The 16172-nt window shown below is 71.4% G+C and carries 13 protein-coding genes; 4 read left to right on the top strand and 9 right to left on the bottom strand.

Annotated elements, in window-relative coordinates; genetic code table 11:
- Positions 1 to 108 precede the first annotated feature (108 nt).
- The 4 genes from ACSC1Q_RS25700 to ACSC1Q_RS25685 all read right to left on the bottom strand — a co-directional run bounded on the left by ACSC1Q_RS25700 (position 109) and on the right by ACSC1Q_RS25685 (position 4935).
- Positions 109 to 1275, bottom strand: coding sequence for a sugar-binding transcriptional regulator (locus ACSC1Q_RS25700; protein ID WP_436761239.1), 1167 nt, complete (start codon positions 1273 to 1275; stop codon positions 109 to 111).
- Between the two features lie 251 nt (positions 1276 to 1526).
- Complete coding sequence (locus ACSC1Q_RS25695) at positions 1527 to 2639, bottom strand: ABC transporter permease (protein WP_436761238.1); 1113 nt, start codon at positions 2637 to 2639, stop codon at positions 1527 to 1529.
- Positions 2636 to 4264, bottom strand: coding sequence for a sugar ABC transporter ATP-binding protein (locus ACSC1Q_RS25690; protein WP_436761237.1), 1629 nt, complete (start codon positions 4262 to 4264; stop codon positions 2636 to 2638). The genes ACSC1Q_RS25695 and ACSC1Q_RS25690 overlap by 4 nt, the downstream gene beginning before the upstream one ends.
- A complete protein-coding gene (locus ACSC1Q_RS25685) occupies positions 4261 to 4935 on the bottom strand; it encodes a DUF2291 family protein (protein ID WP_436761236.1) in 675 nt (224 codons plus the stop codon). Before ACSC1Q_RS25685 ends, ACSC1Q_RS25690 begins: the two co-directional genes overlap by 4 nt.
- Before the next feature lie 850 nt (positions 4936 to 5785).
- Between ACSC1Q_RS25685 and ACSC1Q_RS25680 the strand changes: the two genes are divergently transcribed.
- From ACSC1Q_RS25680 to ACSC1Q_RS25670, 3 genes are all read left to right on the top strand, one after another.
- The gene (locus tag ACSC1Q_RS25680) at positions 5786 to 6688 is read left to right on the top strand and encodes a hypothetical protein (protein WP_436761235.1); all 903 of its coding nucleotides are present in this window, start codon (positions 5786 to 5788) and stop codon (positions 6686 to 6688) included.
- A gap of 13 nt (positions 6689 to 6701) precedes the next feature.
- A complete protein-coding gene (locus tag ACSC1Q_RS25675; protein WP_436761234.1) occupies positions 6702 to 7556 on the top strand; it encodes a class F sortase in 855 nt (284 codons plus the stop codon).
- A 221-nt stretch (positions 7557 to 7777) separates the two neighbouring features.
- Entirely contained in the window at positions 7778 to 8923 is a 1146-nt protein-coding gene (locus ACSC1Q_RS25670) for an acetyl-CoA C-acetyltransferase (RefSeq protein WP_436761233.1), read from the top strand.
- 221 nt (positions 8924 to 9144) lie between these two features.
- On the opposite strand, the gene ACSC1Q_RS25665 is transcribed toward ACSC1Q_RS25670, so the two are convergent.
- The 5 genes from ACSC1Q_RS25665 to ACSC1Q_RS25645 all read right to left on the bottom strand — a co-directional run bounded on the left by ACSC1Q_RS25665 (position 9145) and on the right by ACSC1Q_RS25645 (position 13508).
- Positions 9145 to 9336 carry a hypothetical protein gene (locus ACSC1Q_RS25665; protein ID WP_436761232.1) on the bottom strand — a complete coding sequence of 64 codons (192 nt, stop codon included), beginning with the start codon at positions 9334 to 9336 and terminating at the stop codon, positions 9145 to 9147.
- A 412-nt stretch (positions 9337 to 9748) separates the two neighbouring features.
- Positions 9749 to 11158 (bottom strand): sensor histidine kinase, encoded by a 1410-nt coding sequence (locus tag ACSC1Q_RS25660; RefSeq protein ID WP_436761231.1) that lies wholly within the window; start codon positions 11156 to 11158, stop codon positions 9749 to 9751.
- Entirely contained in the window at positions 11158 to 11844 is a 687-nt protein-coding gene (locus ACSC1Q_RS25655; RefSeq protein ID WP_436761230.1) for a response regulator transcription factor, read from the bottom strand. The genes ACSC1Q_RS25660 and ACSC1Q_RS25655 overlap by 1 nt, the downstream gene beginning before the upstream one ends.
- Before the next feature lie 153 nt (positions 11845 to 11997).
- Positions 11998 to 12507 (bottom strand): hypothetical protein, encoded by a 510-nt coding sequence (locus ACSC1Q_RS25650; protein ID WP_436761229.1) that lies wholly within the window; start codon positions 12505 to 12507, stop codon positions 11998 to 12000.
- Between the two features lie 290 nt (positions 12508 to 12797).
- Complete coding sequence (locus ACSC1Q_RS25645) at positions 12798 to 13508, bottom strand: class I SAM-dependent methyltransferase (RefSeq protein ID WP_436761228.1); 711 nt, start codon at positions 13506 to 13508, stop codon at positions 12798 to 12800.
- Positions 13509 to 14036: 528 nt separating this feature from the next.
- Between ACSC1Q_RS25645 and ACSC1Q_RS25640 the strand changes: the two genes are divergently transcribed.
- The gene (locus ACSC1Q_RS25640) at positions 14037 to 16133 is read left to right on the top strand and encodes an ATP-binding protein (protein WP_436761227.1); all 2097 of its coding nucleotides are present in this window, start codon (positions 14037 to 14039) and stop codon (positions 16131 to 16133) included.
- Positions 16134 to 16172 lie beyond the last annotated feature (39 nt).

Genomic DNA, 16172 nt, shown 5'->3' with positions numbered 1-16172 from the left:
TGATTAATCTGAAAATTCAAAAGAAGCGGCAATCGTGGCGCTTCGAGAATCACGGGGGAGCCAAGAAGTCGCCAAGACCGGCGACACCCCGTCCCGGACGGGCCGGTGTCAGCGGGGCCCGGTGAGCAGGTGCCGCGCGACCTCCACGTCGGTGATCAGCACGTTGACCCACCCGCCCCGGAGGGCGGCCCTGATCGCGGCGTGTTTCCGCTCGCCACCGGCGACGGCGACCCGGCGCTCGACGGAGCGGAGGACGTCGGCGCCCATCCCGACGACCCGCCGGTCGAAGGCCGAGCCGACCGGGTCGCCCCCGGCGTCGAAGAAGCGCAGGCACACGTCGCCGACGGCACCGAGTGCATGAAGCTCCTCCCGATCGGCGCGGCCGAGTGGGCTGCCGCTTCCCGGCAGAGGCTCCTGGCCGGTGTCGCTGTTTCCTGGCGGGCGTTCCCGGCCGGGATGGCCGCCTCCGGGCGGGTGTTCCCGGTCGGCGTGGCCGTTCCCGGGCGAAAGATCCTGGTCGGCGTCGCCGCTTTCGAGCGGGTGTTCCCGGTCGGCGTGGCCGTTCCCGGGCGGAAGGTGCTGGTCGCCGTTTCCAGGCGGGGGCGGGGGCGGTTCCAGGCTTCCGATGTCGACCAGCACGACGGTCAGCTCCCGCCACTGCGCCGTCACCTCGGCGACGGCCGCGTCCCGCAGCAGCGCGTCGCGGGCCTCCGGTGTGCTGGCGACGCCCGCGGCGGGGACGAAGACGGGCCTGGCGCGGGTGACGCCCGCGAGACGGCTGACCAGCCGGGTGGCGTGGACCCGTGCCTCGGGGCCGCCGAGGTCTCCGACGACCTGTACGACACGGTCGGCCGCCTGGGTGTTCCTGGAACGCATCCGGTCGACGGCGGCCTGCAGGGTCTCGCCCCGGGAGGAGACGCCGATGACGTCCCCGCACCGGAAAGTGGCGCCGAAGTAGAACGCGGCGGCCGAGGCCAGGGCGGCGTCGCCCACGGTCCCGCCGGTGTCGACCACCACGGCGTCCCGCAGGGAGTAACGGCGCTGGAGCCGCTCTTCGAGCTCGGTGTGCACCCCCTCGGGGAGGGCCACGACGGTGCGGACGACTCCCAGGGTGATGGCCTCCTTGAGCAGGCGGGAGACGCGCGGCTGCGAGATGCCGAGAGCCGCGGCGATCTCGGGTTGCCGCATGCCCTGCTCGTGGTACATCCGGGCCACCCGTGCCAGCAGGCGCAGATGGCCGGAGCCGTGGTCCAGCCCCGGCTCGGGGACGACCATGCACCGCCTCCTCGTCGGCCGGGTGGGACCGGCCCGCTCCGATGCCGGCCGGGTGGGACCGGCCCGCTCCGATCCGCCGCTTCCCGTGGGAAGGGACGAGGGGGAATCGCCTCACCCACGACCGGCCACTCAGCGTACCGGCTCGATCTCTCTCCGTCCCGGCGGGCCGGGAGACGCGATCCGCGGCCACGGAGCCGGAGGCGTACGGCCACGTCGACCAGGGGCCAAGGCGGTCAGGCCGGTCAGGCCGGTCAGGCCGGTCGCCTGCCGGCGGCCATCGCCGACACGGTGGCCCCGCGCCGCTGGAACCGCTGCCGGCCCCGATCCAGCATCACGACGAGAACGAGCACGGTTCCCTTGACGACGATCTGCCAGAACGCCGACAGGCCGATGAGCACCAGGCCCTCGGAGAGAAGGCCGATGACGCAGGCCCCGAGGAGGGTGCCTCGCACCGTGCCGAGCCCCCCGCCCAGCGCGGCGCCGCCGAGGATCACCGCGGTGATCGCGTTGAGCTCGTACGTCTCACCGGCCAGCGGTGTCGCCGAGGTCAGCTCGGAGGCGATGACGAGACCCGCGAGCGCCGCGCAGGCACCGGAGATCACGTACACGGCCGTCTTGACACGGTCGATCGGGACCCCGGAGAGCTCCGCGGCCCGCTCGTTGCCGCCCGCGGCGTACAGCCACCGTCCGAACGGCGTCTTGGTGAGCACCAGCGTGACGGCGACGGCGAGGAGGATCGCGATCCAGATCGCCATCGGAAGGCCGAGCGGGCGCCCGTTGCCGAGGACCTCGAAGCCGGTGTTGCCCAGCTCGGGGTTGCCGTCCAGGTTGGGATAGGTCGAGCCGTCGGAGATCAGCAGCGCGATTCCCCGCGCCACGTACAGCATGCCGAACGTCGCGATGAACGGCGGCACCTTGAACCGGGTGATGACGACGCCGTTCACCAGGCCGACGAGCATGCCGACCGCGACGCAGAGCACGATCACGCCCCACACGGGCGGGTAGGCGACGGCGTCGGCGAACCCGAGGTCGAGTCCTTCGAGCAACTCTCCGGCGACGACCCCGGAGAGCCCGGCGATCGAGCCCACCGACAGGTCGATGCCACCCCTGACGATGACCAGCAGCATGCCGAGCGCGATCACCGCGTTGATCGCGATGTGCTTGGCCATCGTGACGAGGTTCGGCACGGAGAGGAACGTGTCCGACAGCAGGCAGAAGACCACGATCATGACCACGAGCGCGATGAGTGCCCGCAGGTCGAACAGGCCGTTCACCAGGGAGAGGCGGCGGGCCTCGGTCGCGGCCCTCTCCGGCGGGGAGTGGCCTGGCGACGCCGGCGCGGGGGGCGTTTCCCGAGGTGTCACCCCTCACCGTCCCTGCCTGCGCGCCTGTCGAGGTCGAGGTAGATGTCCGTGTCGAGGTCGAGGTCGGTGTCGAGGTCGGCGGCGGTGCCGTCGGAGACCCTCAGCAGCTCCTCCCGGGTTATCGTGCCGCGCCGGAACTCGCCGACGAGGACCCCGCGGGCGAGCACCAGCAGGCGGTCGGGGACGCGCAGGGCCTCCTCGGCGTCCGACGTGCTGAAGAGGACGGCCAGGCCGCGTTCCGCCCGTGCCGCGACGAGCTGGAAGATGTCCGCCCTGGCGCCGGCGTCGACGCCGCACGATGGCTCGTCCAGCAGGAGCACCCGGGGGACGGTGAGCAGCGCCCTGCCGATGACCACCTTCTGCTGGTCTCCGTCGCTCAGCGACGCGACGGGCGCCTCCGATCCGTTCGTGCCGTTCGTGCCGCTCGTGCCGTCCGCTCCGACGGTGATGTCGGTGATCATCCGGCGGACGGCGTCCCGCTCGCGGTCGCGGCGGACGAACAGCCGCCGGACGAACGCGCCCAGCCCGGCCAGGGAGAGGTTCTCCCCGACCGACATCGTCTGGACTAGGCCGTCGCGCCGCCGGTTCCCCGGGACCAGGACCATGCCCAGGCCGACGCGGTCGCGGATCCCCACGCCCTCCAGCGGGACGCCGGAGAGCAGGATCCGGCCCGACTGCGAGGGGATCCGGCCGGCGAGCGCCTCCAGCAACTCGGTGCGGCCCGAGCCCGTCAGCCCGTAGATCCCCACGATCTCGCCCTTTCGCACGGTCAGGGAGAGGTCGTCGACGGCGAGGCGGCCGGGGTTGGCCGGGTCGGCCACCACGAGGCCGCGCAGGGACAGCAGCTCCTCCCCGGCAGCCGGGGCACGGAGCGGGAGCGGGTCGCCCAGGTCGCGGTCGGTCATCCGCTCCACGATCCACCGGACGCCGACGTTCCCGGCGTCCGCCGTGGCGGCCAGCCGCCCGTCACGCAGTACGACGACGTCGTCGGCGATCTCCAGTGCCTCCTCCAGGTGCGAGGAGACGTAGACGATCGCCACGCCGTTCGAGGTCAGCTCCTTGATGACCCGGAACAGGACCTTGACCTCCGGGGCTGTGAGCGCGGAGGTGGGCTCGTCCATGATCAGCACCCGCGCCTCCTGGAGGAGCGCCCGCGCGATCTCGACGATCTGCTGCTCGCCCGGAGTCAGGTCACCGACCCGAAGGTCGGGATCCAGATACTCCTCCAGGCTGTGGAGGACCGCCGCGGTGGTGGCCCGCTGGGACGAGCGGTCGATCACCCAGGGGCCGCCGCGGATCTCCCTGGCCAGGAACAGGTTGTCCTGGATGCTCAGGTTGGGACAGAGGCTGAGCCCCTGGTGGACGATCGCGACGCCCTGGTCGGTGGCGTCGCGGGGTGACGTGAACCTGACGGGCTCCCCGTCGAGCTCGACATGGCCGGTGGTGGGGTGCTCGATCCCGGAGAGGATCCGCATCAGGGTCGACTTGCCGGCGCCGTTCTCGCCGAACAGCGCGGTCACCCGGCCGGCGGCGACGTCGAAGTCGACCTCCCTGAGCACGTACGTGCTCCCGTACACCTTGGTGACGTCGCGGGCGCTCAGGACGGTGGTGGTCGGGGTCCTCACGGAATCTCCTTGATCGAGACCGGGGTGATGGTCACGACGGAGGGGGTGAGGAAGCTGAAGGCCCCGACGAAGGAGATCTTCTTGTCCTTCAGCCGTGACACGTCCAGATTCTTGAGCAGCTTCTCCCGCATCCTGTCGTTCAGCGCGGTGGCGGCGTCGGCGTACTCCACCTGGTCGAGGAACTGCCCGAAGCCGATGAACCCCACCGCGTCCCGCAGTGCCGTGCCGTTGATGACCGGGCCGACCTGAAGCGACACCCGGGTGTCCGGGGGAAGGCCGGGCACGGTCACGGGCATCAGCCCCGACCTCACCGTCCCGGCCGTGCCGGTGCCCCTGACCGCGAAGGCGTAGGGGCCGTTACTCTGCCGGACGCCGTACCGCTTCCCGGCCGCCTCCATGTCGGCGTGCATGGCCCGCACCAGCACGGGCAGCTCGACGGCCTTCCTCTCGACCGCGGGCACGATCTTGTGCTCGTACGTCCGCGCTCCGTACGCGGCCGGGTCGAAACGGCGGGGACCCGACGCCGCGACGGACTCCGCCGAGCGGTACTGGGTGCTGAACCCGATGGCCGCCAGGATGGCCACCGCCAGGGCGACGGCGATCCATCGCGCCGGGATCCGCCGGCGGGGCGCCTTCCCGCCGCGCGCCCGCGACGCGACCGGCGTGCTCATCTCGGTCCTTCCACTGGGGAAACCTCACAGGTGATCGCTGATCCATCCGCTGGGAGAGAGCCCCGGGAGGGGCTCGCGGCCGGGCGGGGGGAGGGCTCACGGGAGAGCCCGGGGATGATCGTCGCTGTTCGGCGAAGGCGTCCGGCGGAGCCCTCCGGACGACGCGGTGCGCCACCGGGGAGTCCTCGCGCCCGCGAGGACCACTCCGCCGCCTCGCGGGCGCGGTGGATGCTCTTCATGACCCGTATACCCGTTCGCACGCCTTCCACCGAATCCTCTCCGGACGGGGGCCGGTCGAGTCGCCGGACGTCGTCGTCCAGCCCGTGCGGCGGGCGCGCGGACGAACCCGGAGGCCCGGTCGGGTGGACCGGGCCGATGACCGAGGTGTATGTCAATGAAATATTTCAGCAACCCAAGGGTGTATTCGGAGCGTCCGAATCGGGCCCACCGCAGGTTCCACCCTGCCCGATGACGCTCCCATATGGTGATCTTTAAGTGCGTTCACACCGGTTTTGACCTGGTCTTTTCCATATATCCAGCCGCTGATTGCCAACGCTGGGCCACCCGCCCGCCGCGCGGCCGGATTCGCGACGAGCCCCCCGGCGGGCCTCCGCGAGACGTCTCGTGTACGTTCCGTGTCCGAGCGGGGGCCGATCCGACCCGCCACGACGGCCTTTACCGATGTACGGTGTCGTTTGCTGTGTGATAGATGGGAATTTGTGTCCGTTTAGCCGACTTGCTCGCGCGTCGCGGTCTCTGTTCGTAGGATCTATGCCGAACCTTGACCACAACCCGTAAGCCTCGGCGGCCGGTGTGAGGCCGGTCGATCAAGCTGGAACGAGGAGAAACTGTGCTGAAGTCCAAGACGCGGCTGCGCGTCGCGGTCAAGACGGCCGTGGTCGCTACGGCGGGCGCAGGTATCTTCAGTGCGTTTCCCGCGCTCGCGTCCATCTATGCCGCTCCCAAACCGGTGATCTACAACTGCACGGTCGCCGGTGGAGGGGCAGGGGCGCCGTACACCTTCACCATGGACATCACCGGCCCGGCGTCGGGGGTGGTGAACTCCCCCCTCGTGGCGACCTGGAAGATCAGCCCGCCGGCCACCCTTCCCTCCCTCACCCCGTCCGTGTCCGTCTCGCCGGGCGCGAGCCTCGTCGCCGACGCGGAGATGCAGATCAGCGCAAGCCCCGCGGGAGTCCTGACGCTCCCCACCGAGCTCCGCTCGATCCTGGTCACCGCCGCGCCCCCGGCCGCCGGGCAGCCGGTCACCGCTCCTCCCCTGGTCGTCACGGTGACCCCCCTCGCGACGGGGGTCGTCGCCTTCCAGCCCGACGCGTTCACCCTGCTCCTGGCGACCGGCGCCGGTGCCGCGAACGAGGTCGAACTGCTCGACTGCGCCCCTCCCGAGGCCGCCCAGGCCTCGCCCGCCGCGCTGCGGGTGACCGTGGGCACGGGCAGCCCCAGCGCCAGCCCGAGCCCGACGACCACCAGCCCGACCCCCACCCCGAGCAACTCGGCCACCAGGACCCCCACGCCGACCGTGACCGTCACCCAGACCAGGACCTCCGACGTGGAGCCCGACCCCGACGCCAACGAGCAGATCGACGAGACCCCCAAGGGCGCGGCCTCCACGGGCGGCGGCGGCGACGCGGGTCCCGACGCTCGGATGATCATGTTCAGTGGTGTGCTGATGGTGGCCCTCGCCGGCTTCGGCGGGCTCGTGCTGCGGCGTCGCACCGCCGGTCGCGGATGATCGGAGTGGCCGGATGACCACCCCCCCGCCACCGGGCGGCTGGCCGCCCCCAGGGCCGCCGCCGCATTACCGGCCGGTCCCGGTCCAGCCGCCGTACCCGCCGCCACCGGGCCACCATCAGCAGTACGGGCCGCCGTACGAGCAGTGGCCCGGACAGGAGCCCCCCCTCGCCGGCGGCGGCCGGATGATGCGTTCGGTGCTCATCCTGGCCGGGATCGCCGGGGTGGTCACGGTGCTGGTGGGTTTGCTCTTCATGCTGGCCGCGCCCGAGGAGTACGGGCTGGCCGACCAGCGCACCACGCTGCCGCCCCGCGACCTGGCCGCGGCACCGGCGAACCCCTACTTCCAGGCGCCCCCGACCGCGCCGCCGCCCCTGCCCAGCCTGCCCGCGGCCCCGGCCATGCAGCCCTCGTCCCCGGTTCGTCTGGTCATCCCGCGGCTCGGGGTCAACGCGCCGGTCAGGTCCGTCGGGCTCGACAGGAAGGGCGCCATCGAGGTGCCGCCGGTCGGCAACCCGAACCTGGTCGGCTGGTACCGCTCGGGACCCACCCCCGGTGAGGCCGGTCCCGCGATCATGCTCGGGCACAAGGACACGCGCTCGGGAGGCGCGGTGTTCAGCCGTCTCGACGAGATCCGCAACGGCGACGTCATCGAGGTGCACCGCAAGGACGGGATCGTCGCCGTCTACACCGTGGGCGGTCTGGAGCAGGCGGAGAAGTCGGTGTTCCCGACGCAGCGGGTGTACGGCCGGTCGCCGACCCCCCAGCTGCACCTGATCACCTGCGGTGGCGTCTACAACCGCGCGACCGGCCACTACACGGACAACGTCATCGCCTACGCGACCATGACGAGCACCAAGAAGGCCTGAGCGGACCACTCGGTCGGGGCGGCTTCCGGTCAGGGGGTCGCTTCCAGGGAAGAGGGCCGCCTCCAGGGAAGAGGGCCGCTTCCGGTAAAGGGAGCCGCTTCCGGGGAAGGCGCGATCATCCTTGCCGCCGTACGGGCGGCCCCCGTCCAGGGCGCGGGCAAAAGTTCTGTTGTAACCTCCTACTAACCGAACATTGCTCGGTTTCGTAAGCAGGAGGCACTGTGGCAGAGGCGTACATCGTCGGGGCGGTCCGCACCCCCGTCGGCAAGAAGAAGGGCGGTCTGTCCACCGTCCACCCCACCGATCTGGCCGCGCACACCCTCGGCGCGCTCGTCGAGCGTACGGGCGTCGACCCGTCCGCGGTCGAAGACGTGATCATGGGCTGTGTCATGCAGTTCGGACCGCAGAGCATGGACATCGCGCGCAACGCGTGGCTGTCGGCGGGACTTCCGGAGAACGTCGCCGGTGTGACCATCGACCGCCAGTGCGGCTCCTCCCAGCAGTCGATCCACTTCGCGGCCCAGGGCGTGCTCTCCGGCACCCAGGACCTCGTCGTGGCCGCCGGGGTGGAATCCATGAGCATCGTCCCCATGGGGTCGAGCATCACCACCGCCCTGGAGAAGGGCATGCCCTTCCCGTTCGGGGAGAAGTGGGTGGAGCGGTACGGCAAGCAGGAGATCTCCCAGTTCCGCGGCGCGGAGCTCATGTGCGAGAAGTGGGGCCTCAAGCGCGAGGAGCTGGAGCGGTTCGCGTACGAGAGCCACCAGCGGGCCTCGAAGGCCGTCGCGAACGGCTACTTCAAGGACCAGATCGCCCCGATCAACGGTGTCGAGGACGACGAGGGCCCGCGCCCGGACACCACGCTGGAGAAGATGGCGTCGCTGAAGACGCTGAAGCCCGACGGCGTGATCACGGCCGCCACCTCCTCGCAGATCTCCGACGGCTCGGGAGCGCTCCTGATCGCGTCCGAACAGGCCGTCCGCGACCACAACCTGACCCCCAGGGCGCGCATCGTCACCCTGGCGCTCACCGGCGACGACCCGGTCTACATGCTCACCGCGCCGATCCCGGCGACGCAGAAGGCGCTGAAGAGGGCGGGCCTGTCCATCGACGACATCGACGTCACCGAGATCAACGAGGCGTTCGCCCCCGTCCCGCTGGCGTGGATCAACGACCTGGGCGCCGACCCGGCCAAGGTCAACCCGAACGGCGGCGCGATCGCCCTGGGCCACCCGCTGGGCGGCACCGGCGCGATTTTGATGACCAAGCTCCTGCACGAGCTGGAGCGGACCGGTGGCCGGTACGGACTGCAGACGATGTGCGAGGGCGGCGGCCAGGCCAACGTCACGATCATCGAGCGCCTCTGACACTCCTGACGTCTCTGACGTCCCTGATGCCTCTGACACCGGTGCCCGCACGGCCCGTACGGCCTGAGCGGCGCCCGTGAGGTGCCGGTGAGACGCTTGTGATGGGAGAGGCCCCGGTCCTGGACTCCAGGACCGGGGCCTTTCACCTTCCCGTGAAGGGACCCGCGGGCCGGTCTCGCGAAGAAGGCCACAGGTCGGCTTCGCGATGACCGGCCCGCAGGTCAGCGGCCGCCCTTGCCGGGGATCCGGCGCGGCTGCTGGGTAGGCCGCACCGGCGCCGGGGGCATCGGCAGGTGCCGGGGCGCCGGGGGCACGACGTGCTCGGGGAGCGGAGTGCGGGTCTTGGTGGTCTTGGCGGTCCTGGACTTCCCGCCGCGCTTCTGGGCGAGCTTGTGAGCAGCGTGAATTCGCATATGGGACTCCTTGAAGAATGTGACGACGCGGTGAGATCCCGGGTCGGACAACTCAGCTGCCGCGTCAGACGAACGGGGCCAGAGGGCTGAGTGCGGGCGGATCGGCGAGGACCGATCGACGCCGACTCTTAGGAGTTAATCCACATGCGGACGAACATACGGCGCCCCACCAAGGCGTGCAACCGATTTATCCGCCGCAGGTTCCGGGCCACACGCACCCGGTGAGACCGGTAGATCCCGTATGTTCCGGGCCGCGCGCACCCGGTGAGACCGGCAGATTCCGCAGGTTCCGGGCCATGCCCGCCCCGCGAGACCGGCCGATCCCGTCGAGGCCGGGACGGTGAGGGCTGGGACGGTTAAGTGCCGGTCCGGTCGCGGCTCGGTCTGTGAGACCCGCCGGTCCCATCGGAACTCACCCGGCGAGACCGGCCGGTCCCGCGGGGGCGGGGCGCTCGGGAAGCTCCACGTGAACGCGGGTGCCCTCCCCGGGAGCCGAGGTGATCCAGCAGCGGCCCCCGTGCGCGTCGGTGATCGCCTTGACGATCGACAAGCCCAGCCCGGCCCCGTCGGGCAGCCGCTCCCCGCCACGGTGAAAGCGGTCGAAGGCCCTGTCCACCTGCTCGGCGGACATCCCGGGGCCGTCGTCGGAGACCTCGATGAGCGCACCGCCGTGCGGCCGCCGCGAGACCCGTACGGTGGCCGTGGTCCCCGCGGGTGTGTGCGTCCGCACGTTCGCCAGGAGGTTGACCAGGATCTGCCGGACCCTGGCCTCGTCGGCGGTGACGGTCGGCGACCCGGGGGCGTCCACGACGATCGGCGACTCCGGCTCGACGGCCGCGCAGTCCGCGCTCACGTCCCGCGCCACCGAGGCCAGGTCGGTCTCCGTGAGCTGGAGCCCGGCGTTCCTGTCCAGGCGGGCGAGGTCGAGCATCTGGCTGACGAGATCACCCATCCGGGTGGCCTCGTCCTCGATCCTGCCCATGATCCTGGGCAGGTCCTCGGCGCGCAGCGCCCCGGTCCGGTAGAGCTCGGCGTACCCCCGGATGGTGGACAGCGGGGTCCGCAGCTCGTGCGAGGCGTCGGCGGCGAAACGGCGGACGCGCTCCTCCGACGCCCAGCGGTCCCTGAAGGCCTCCGCGATCCGGTCGAGCAGCAGGTTCACGGCCGTGCCGATCCGCCCGACCTCCGAGGGGCCCTCGGGCATCCGTACCGACAGGTCGCCCTCCCCGGCCATGTGGTACGCCGCCCCGGCGATCCTGGCCAGCGGCGCGAGACCCCTGGTGATCAGGGCGCGGCCGGCGAGCGCCAGCACCAGGATCAGCGCGCCGCCGGTGAGCAGTTCGGCGATGACGAGCCGGCGGATCGGGGCCTCGACGGACTCCAGCGGGACGGCGACGACCACCAGCCGGTTGCCCTGCCTGGCCTCGGCAACCCGCGCGATCATGCCCTGGCCGTCCGCCGTGCCGAGCGCGAACGCCTCCCCGCTCTCGGCCTGGGCCCTCAGGCGGGCGACACCGAGCGCCTCCACCAGCTGGGGTACGGTCGCGGCGGCGGGCGCGTCCCCGTTGACGAGCCTGGCCCGGCCCGAGTTGAGGTTCAGCGCGGCCACGGCGTAGGTGGACCCGGTCAGGGTCTGCGCGAGCTGGCCGCCGGGGGCGGCGACGATCCGCTTGGCGGCGGTCGCGGTGGCCGCCCGCAGCTGCCCGTCGAGCCTTTCCATGAGATGCCCGCGCAGGACGAGGACGCTCACGATGGACAGCATCACCAGCAGGGCCGTGCTCACCGCGAGCAGGCCCGCGAGCAGCCGCGCCCTGAGCGACATCAGGTGCCCTGGGGCGGGCGTAGCGCGTAACCGACCCCGCGCTGGGTGTGGATCAGCGGCGGGCCGAGCGGGTCGAGCTTGCGGCGCAGGTAGGAGATGTACGTCTCGACGACCTGCGAGGAACCCCCGTAGCCCCAGACGTGTTCCAGCAGCTGGCGCTTCGTCAGGACCAGGCCGGGATGTTCCATCAGGAAGGCGAGCAGCCTGAACTCGGTGGGGGAGAGGTCCAGCGCGACCCCGGCCCGCCGCGCCTCCCAGCGTGACTCGTCGAGCTCCAGGTCCGCCACCCTGAGCGCCCCGCCGGGGTCGTCGGAGACGGCCGTCCTGCGGAGCACCGCCCGCACGCGGGCGACGAGGGCCTCGACGGAGAAGGGCTTGGTGACGTAGTCGTCGCCGCCCAGAGTGAGGCCGCGTACGGTGTCGGTGGAGGTGTCCCTGGCCGTCAGGAAGATCACCGGGGTGTGCAGGCCCGCGGTCCTGATCCTCCGGCACACCTCGAAACCGTCGACGTCGGGGAGCATCACGTCGAGCACGATCAGCGCGGGAGGACCGCCCTCCACCGCGTCGAGGGCCTCCCCGCCGGTCGCCACGCCCGTCACCCCGAAGCCGTGGAAGCGCAGGGCGACCTCGACGATGTCGCGGATGTTGGGGTCGTCCTCGACGACGAGGATGGTGCGCTCATTCATGGAGGCCCCATTCTTGCCTACTGACCTGTGCTTCGTCCCGGTTCGTAACTGTTAGTCCTCGGTGGGAGGCCGCCGTGAAGCGGTGGGCTCCCGGCGCATCTCGGGATCCCACCGCTTCACGGCCGGCTTCCGCCAGGCCTCCCGGGCTCCCGGTCAGCTCCCCGGGGTGGTGGCCGGCGGGTCCAGGAGGGCGCGGTCACGCGGTACGAACACCGCGGCGGCCGTCGGGTCGGTCGAGGTGGGGACGCCGATCACGAAGACCCCGTCGCCGACGACGAGCTTGGTGAGGTCGGCGCGGACGCCGAGCCTGCGGAACCTCGTGGACGTGTCGAGGTTCCAGTTCCAGACGAGGCCGTCCTTGCTCTTGACGGTCAGCTTGTTCTCACCCTTGGCGGTGATCACGCCTCGCTGCCAGGTGTAGTCGATGAACGTCGACTTCTTGTCCCTGACGGTGGCCCGTCCGTGGACGCCGACCACCCACAGGTTGTAGTGGGAGCGCAGCCTCGGCCCGCGAAGCGTGGAGTCGGCCTTGAGCAGCTGGTCGGCGATGGCGGTCACGCCGGCCGGCACCGGGGGAGCCGTGCCGGTCGCCCAGGCGGTGGAGCCCGTCAGCATGATCGACGCCGTAATGGCCGCGGCGCCGAGTGCCAGTTTCCTCTTCATGGTGATCCTTCCGGGAACGCCTCCCGACGGGGAGACGTCGATCAGGCAATCGCCCCGGGCTGTGATCTCTGGGGGAGGATCCTGGGAATTCCCTGAGAGCGACGGAAGAGCGTGGAAAAGCCGCGCGCGGTGCCGCTCCCGGAAGGCCGGGAGCGACACCGCGCGGAGGGTGCCTCGGGGGCCGCGAGCCATGTCGCGAGCTATGTCGCGGGCTACTATGTCGCGGGCTACGTCGTGGGCTGTTTCTTGGGCTACGTCTTCTTGGGCTACGTCGCGAATTACGTGGCGGGCTACTTGGGCACGCGGGCGACGCAGAAGACGGTCTGCCCGAACGGCGGGCGGACGAAGCGCTCGATGAGGCGGGTGAGGGGCACCACCGTACGGTCGTAGATCTTGACCAGGCGGGGGTCGGGGTAGCCGACGCCGCCACGACGGACGGCCGCCCACCAGGCGATGCCGCCCAGGAAGTTGATCGGCTTGAGCACGTCGATGTCCAGGCCCGCCTTGGAGACCGTGCTGCGCAGGGTGGCGGGGGTGTAGCGGGTGACGTGGCCGACCTTGCGGTCGAAGTCTCCGTACAGCTGCATGTAGCCGGGCACCCAGATGACGATCCGGCCGCCGGGGAGGGTGACCCTGGCGAGGGAGCGCAGGGCCTCGACGTCGTCCTCGATGTGCTCCAAAACGTTCATCATCACGACGGTGTCGACCTTCTCACCGATCGGGATCTCGGTCGGCAGGCCGAACTGGAGCACGTCGATCTCGTCGCGGCCCTCGAAGCGCTTCTGCAGCTGCTCCACGCAGTAGGGGTCGAAGTCGCTGACCACCAGCCGGTCGAGGCGAGGCAGGAACGCCTCGGCGAAGTGGCCGAGCCCGGAGCCGATCTCCAGCATGGACCGGCCCACGTGCGGGGCGACCATGTCGAGCTCGTACTGCCGGTAGTTCTTGGCCTCGTCCCCACCGAGGTGGTTCTCCAGGGCCTCGTCACCGGCCGCGGGTTGCACTACGCGGTCATACCCAGACATGCGGTTCCGTCCAGCTCGCTTACGGAAGGGCCGTGGCGAGGCCACGGCCAGGGACAGCCAGAGTCTAGTGGCGCTTCCCTCGCGGCGGCCCCTCAAACGCCTCACGGCCGATGTAACCCGGCCGCCGCCGTTCCCCCGCGACGACCCGCCGGACGCTTCACGGCCGCCGCGATCTCTCCGCGACGACCCGCCGGACGCTTCACAGCCGCCGCAGTCCCAAGTGACGACTGGCCGGACGCTTCACGGCCACCGCAGTCTCCCGTGACGACCTCCCCTCCCGGCGGGAGGCACGCCCTCCGTTCCCACCCCGGTTACCGGCTCCGCCGAATCAGCTATAAAGCACCAGCATTTCCAGGGCTCGCGCCGTACGGAGGAAGTTCGGCCTCGATTCGGCGGTGAGATTTGCACCGGGGGACAAGGAAACCCCTCTGGGGAATGGCGGTCCGGCCGGTTCGTGATTTGGAAAGGGTGCGATTCCCGGTGAGTGGAAAAAAGGAGTGCGAATCGATGGAACAGATCCAATGGTGGCGCGGGAACCTGCCCGCGGAGACGAATGGCTTCATCGGCAGGGAGAGCGAGGTCCGGCGGCTGCTGAGGCTCCTGGCCGACACGCCGCTGACCACGGTCACCGGTGTCGGGGGCATCGGCAAGTCACGGATCGCGGTCAGGGCCGCGCGGAGGCGGCAGGAGCACTACCCGGACGGCACCTGGCTGGTGGAGCTCTCCGGCGAGCGCAACGGCGATCTGCTCGCCCACACGGTCGCGGCCGTCCTCGGCCTCCCGGAGCGGTCCGCGCGGTCGCAGACCGGGACGCTCGTCGAGTTTCTCGCGGGCAGGAGACTCCTGCTCATCCTCGACGCCTGCGAGCACCTCCTGCCGGCCTGCCGCGACCTCGTCGCGGAGATCATGGCGGGGGCACCCGGCGTACGGATCATCGCGACCTCCGACCGGCCGCTCGGGCTGCCGCGGGAGGCGCTGCTCCCCGTCGAGCCCTTCGAGGCACCCGCCGTACCCGCCCGGCGAGCGGAGGGGGCGGGGACGGAAAGGCTGGAGCAGGAGGGGGACCCCCCGGAGAGACCGGAGGAGGCGGAGGAGAACGACGCGCTCCGCCTCTTCCTCGAACGGGCCGGGGACGCGGTGCCCGGCCTGGAGACGACCCGGGCCGGCAGGGCGGCCGCGGCCAGGATCTGCCGGCGGCTGGACGGCGTGCCGCTCGCCGTCGAACTGGCCGCCGGATGGCTGGGATCCCTCCCGGTGGAGCGGCTCGCCGATCACCTGGACGACCACTTCGAGGTCCTCCGCGGCCGGGCGCCGGTCCACCGCCACCGGATCGTGCGTGCCGCGATCGGCTGGAGCCACGAGCTGTGCGCCCCGGAGGAACGCCTGCTCTGGGCCAGGCTCTCGGTGTTCGCGGGAAGCTTCGACGCGGCCGCCGCCGAGTGGGTGTGCGGCGACGAGCACCTGGACGACGTACCGGGCCTGCTGGCGAGCCTGGCGGAGAGGTTCCTCCTCGTCCGCGTGCCCGGCGGCTACCGGCAGCCCGCCACGGTCAGGGAGTACGGCAGGGAGCGGCTCGCCCTGCTCGGCGAGGAGGCCCGGCTGGCGCGGCGGCACCGCTACCACTACCTCGACCTGGCGCGCAGGGCCGAGGCCGACTGGTACGGCCCCGAGCAGGAGGAGTGGGCCGCCAGGCTCGCCTTCTCCATGACCGACCTCCGTCTCGCCCTCGACCCCGCCTCCCCGACGTCCGTCGAGCTCGCCGGAACGCTCTGGATCCTCTGGTTCTGCCTGGGCCGGCTGAACGAGGGCCGCTACCACATGACGCGGGCGATCGAGGCGGCTCCCGTCACCGATCCCGGCCTGCCCAGGCTCCTGTGGGCCGACGGCTGCGTGGCCATCGCCAGAGGAGAGCTGGAGGTGGGCCGCCGCCGGGCGGAGGCGGCGCTGTCCGCGGCCCTCGACTGGGGCGACTACGCGGCGGCCGGGCACGCCCAGCTCCGGCTGGCCAGTACTTCCCTGTGCTCCGGCGCCCTGGAGGACGTCGAACCCTGCGTCGAGCTCGTCCGCGAGTACTTCCGCCGGGCCGACGCCGCCACCGTCAGCGAACCCCTCGCCCTGGTGACCGCGGCCATGGCGGTCACCTGGCGCGGCGAGTTCGACCGGGCGGTCTCCGTGCTCAAGGAAGTGCAGCGGCTCTGTGACGCGCGCGGCGAGCGCTGGGCCCGCGCCTGCGGCGACTACGTCCTGTCCATCGCCCAGCTGGGCCTCGGCAGGGTGACCGAGGCGGCGGAGGCCGCCCGGCAGTCGCTCGACGTCAAGTGGCGCCTGCGCGACGCCACCGGCGTGGCGCTCGCGGTCGACCAGCTCGCGGTGATCGCGGCGGTCGAGGGCGACGGCCGCCGCACGGCCAGGCTCCAGGGCGCGGGGGTACGGCTGTGGGCCACCTTCGGGCTCAAGGGCTTCGGCTCGGAGGGCATGTCCGAGCCGAGGACCGTCGCCGAGCGGACGGCGAGGCAACTGCTCGGCGACGAGACCTACGACGCGGTCTTCGCCGAGGGCTACGAGGCCGACCCGGACGCGGCGGTCGCCTATGCCCTCCACTGACCTCCGGAGGCACCCACCCCGGTAGGTGATTCCGCTCGT

Origin of the sequence: Streptosporangium heterodermiicola, from assembly GCF_051390675.1 — a bacterium.
Classification (GTDB): Bacteria; Actinomycetota; Actinomycetes; order Streptosporangiales; family Streptosporangiaceae; genus Streptosporangium.
Note: the sequence above shows the minus strand (reverse complement) of the source record. Positions and strands in the feature narration are given on the sequence as shown.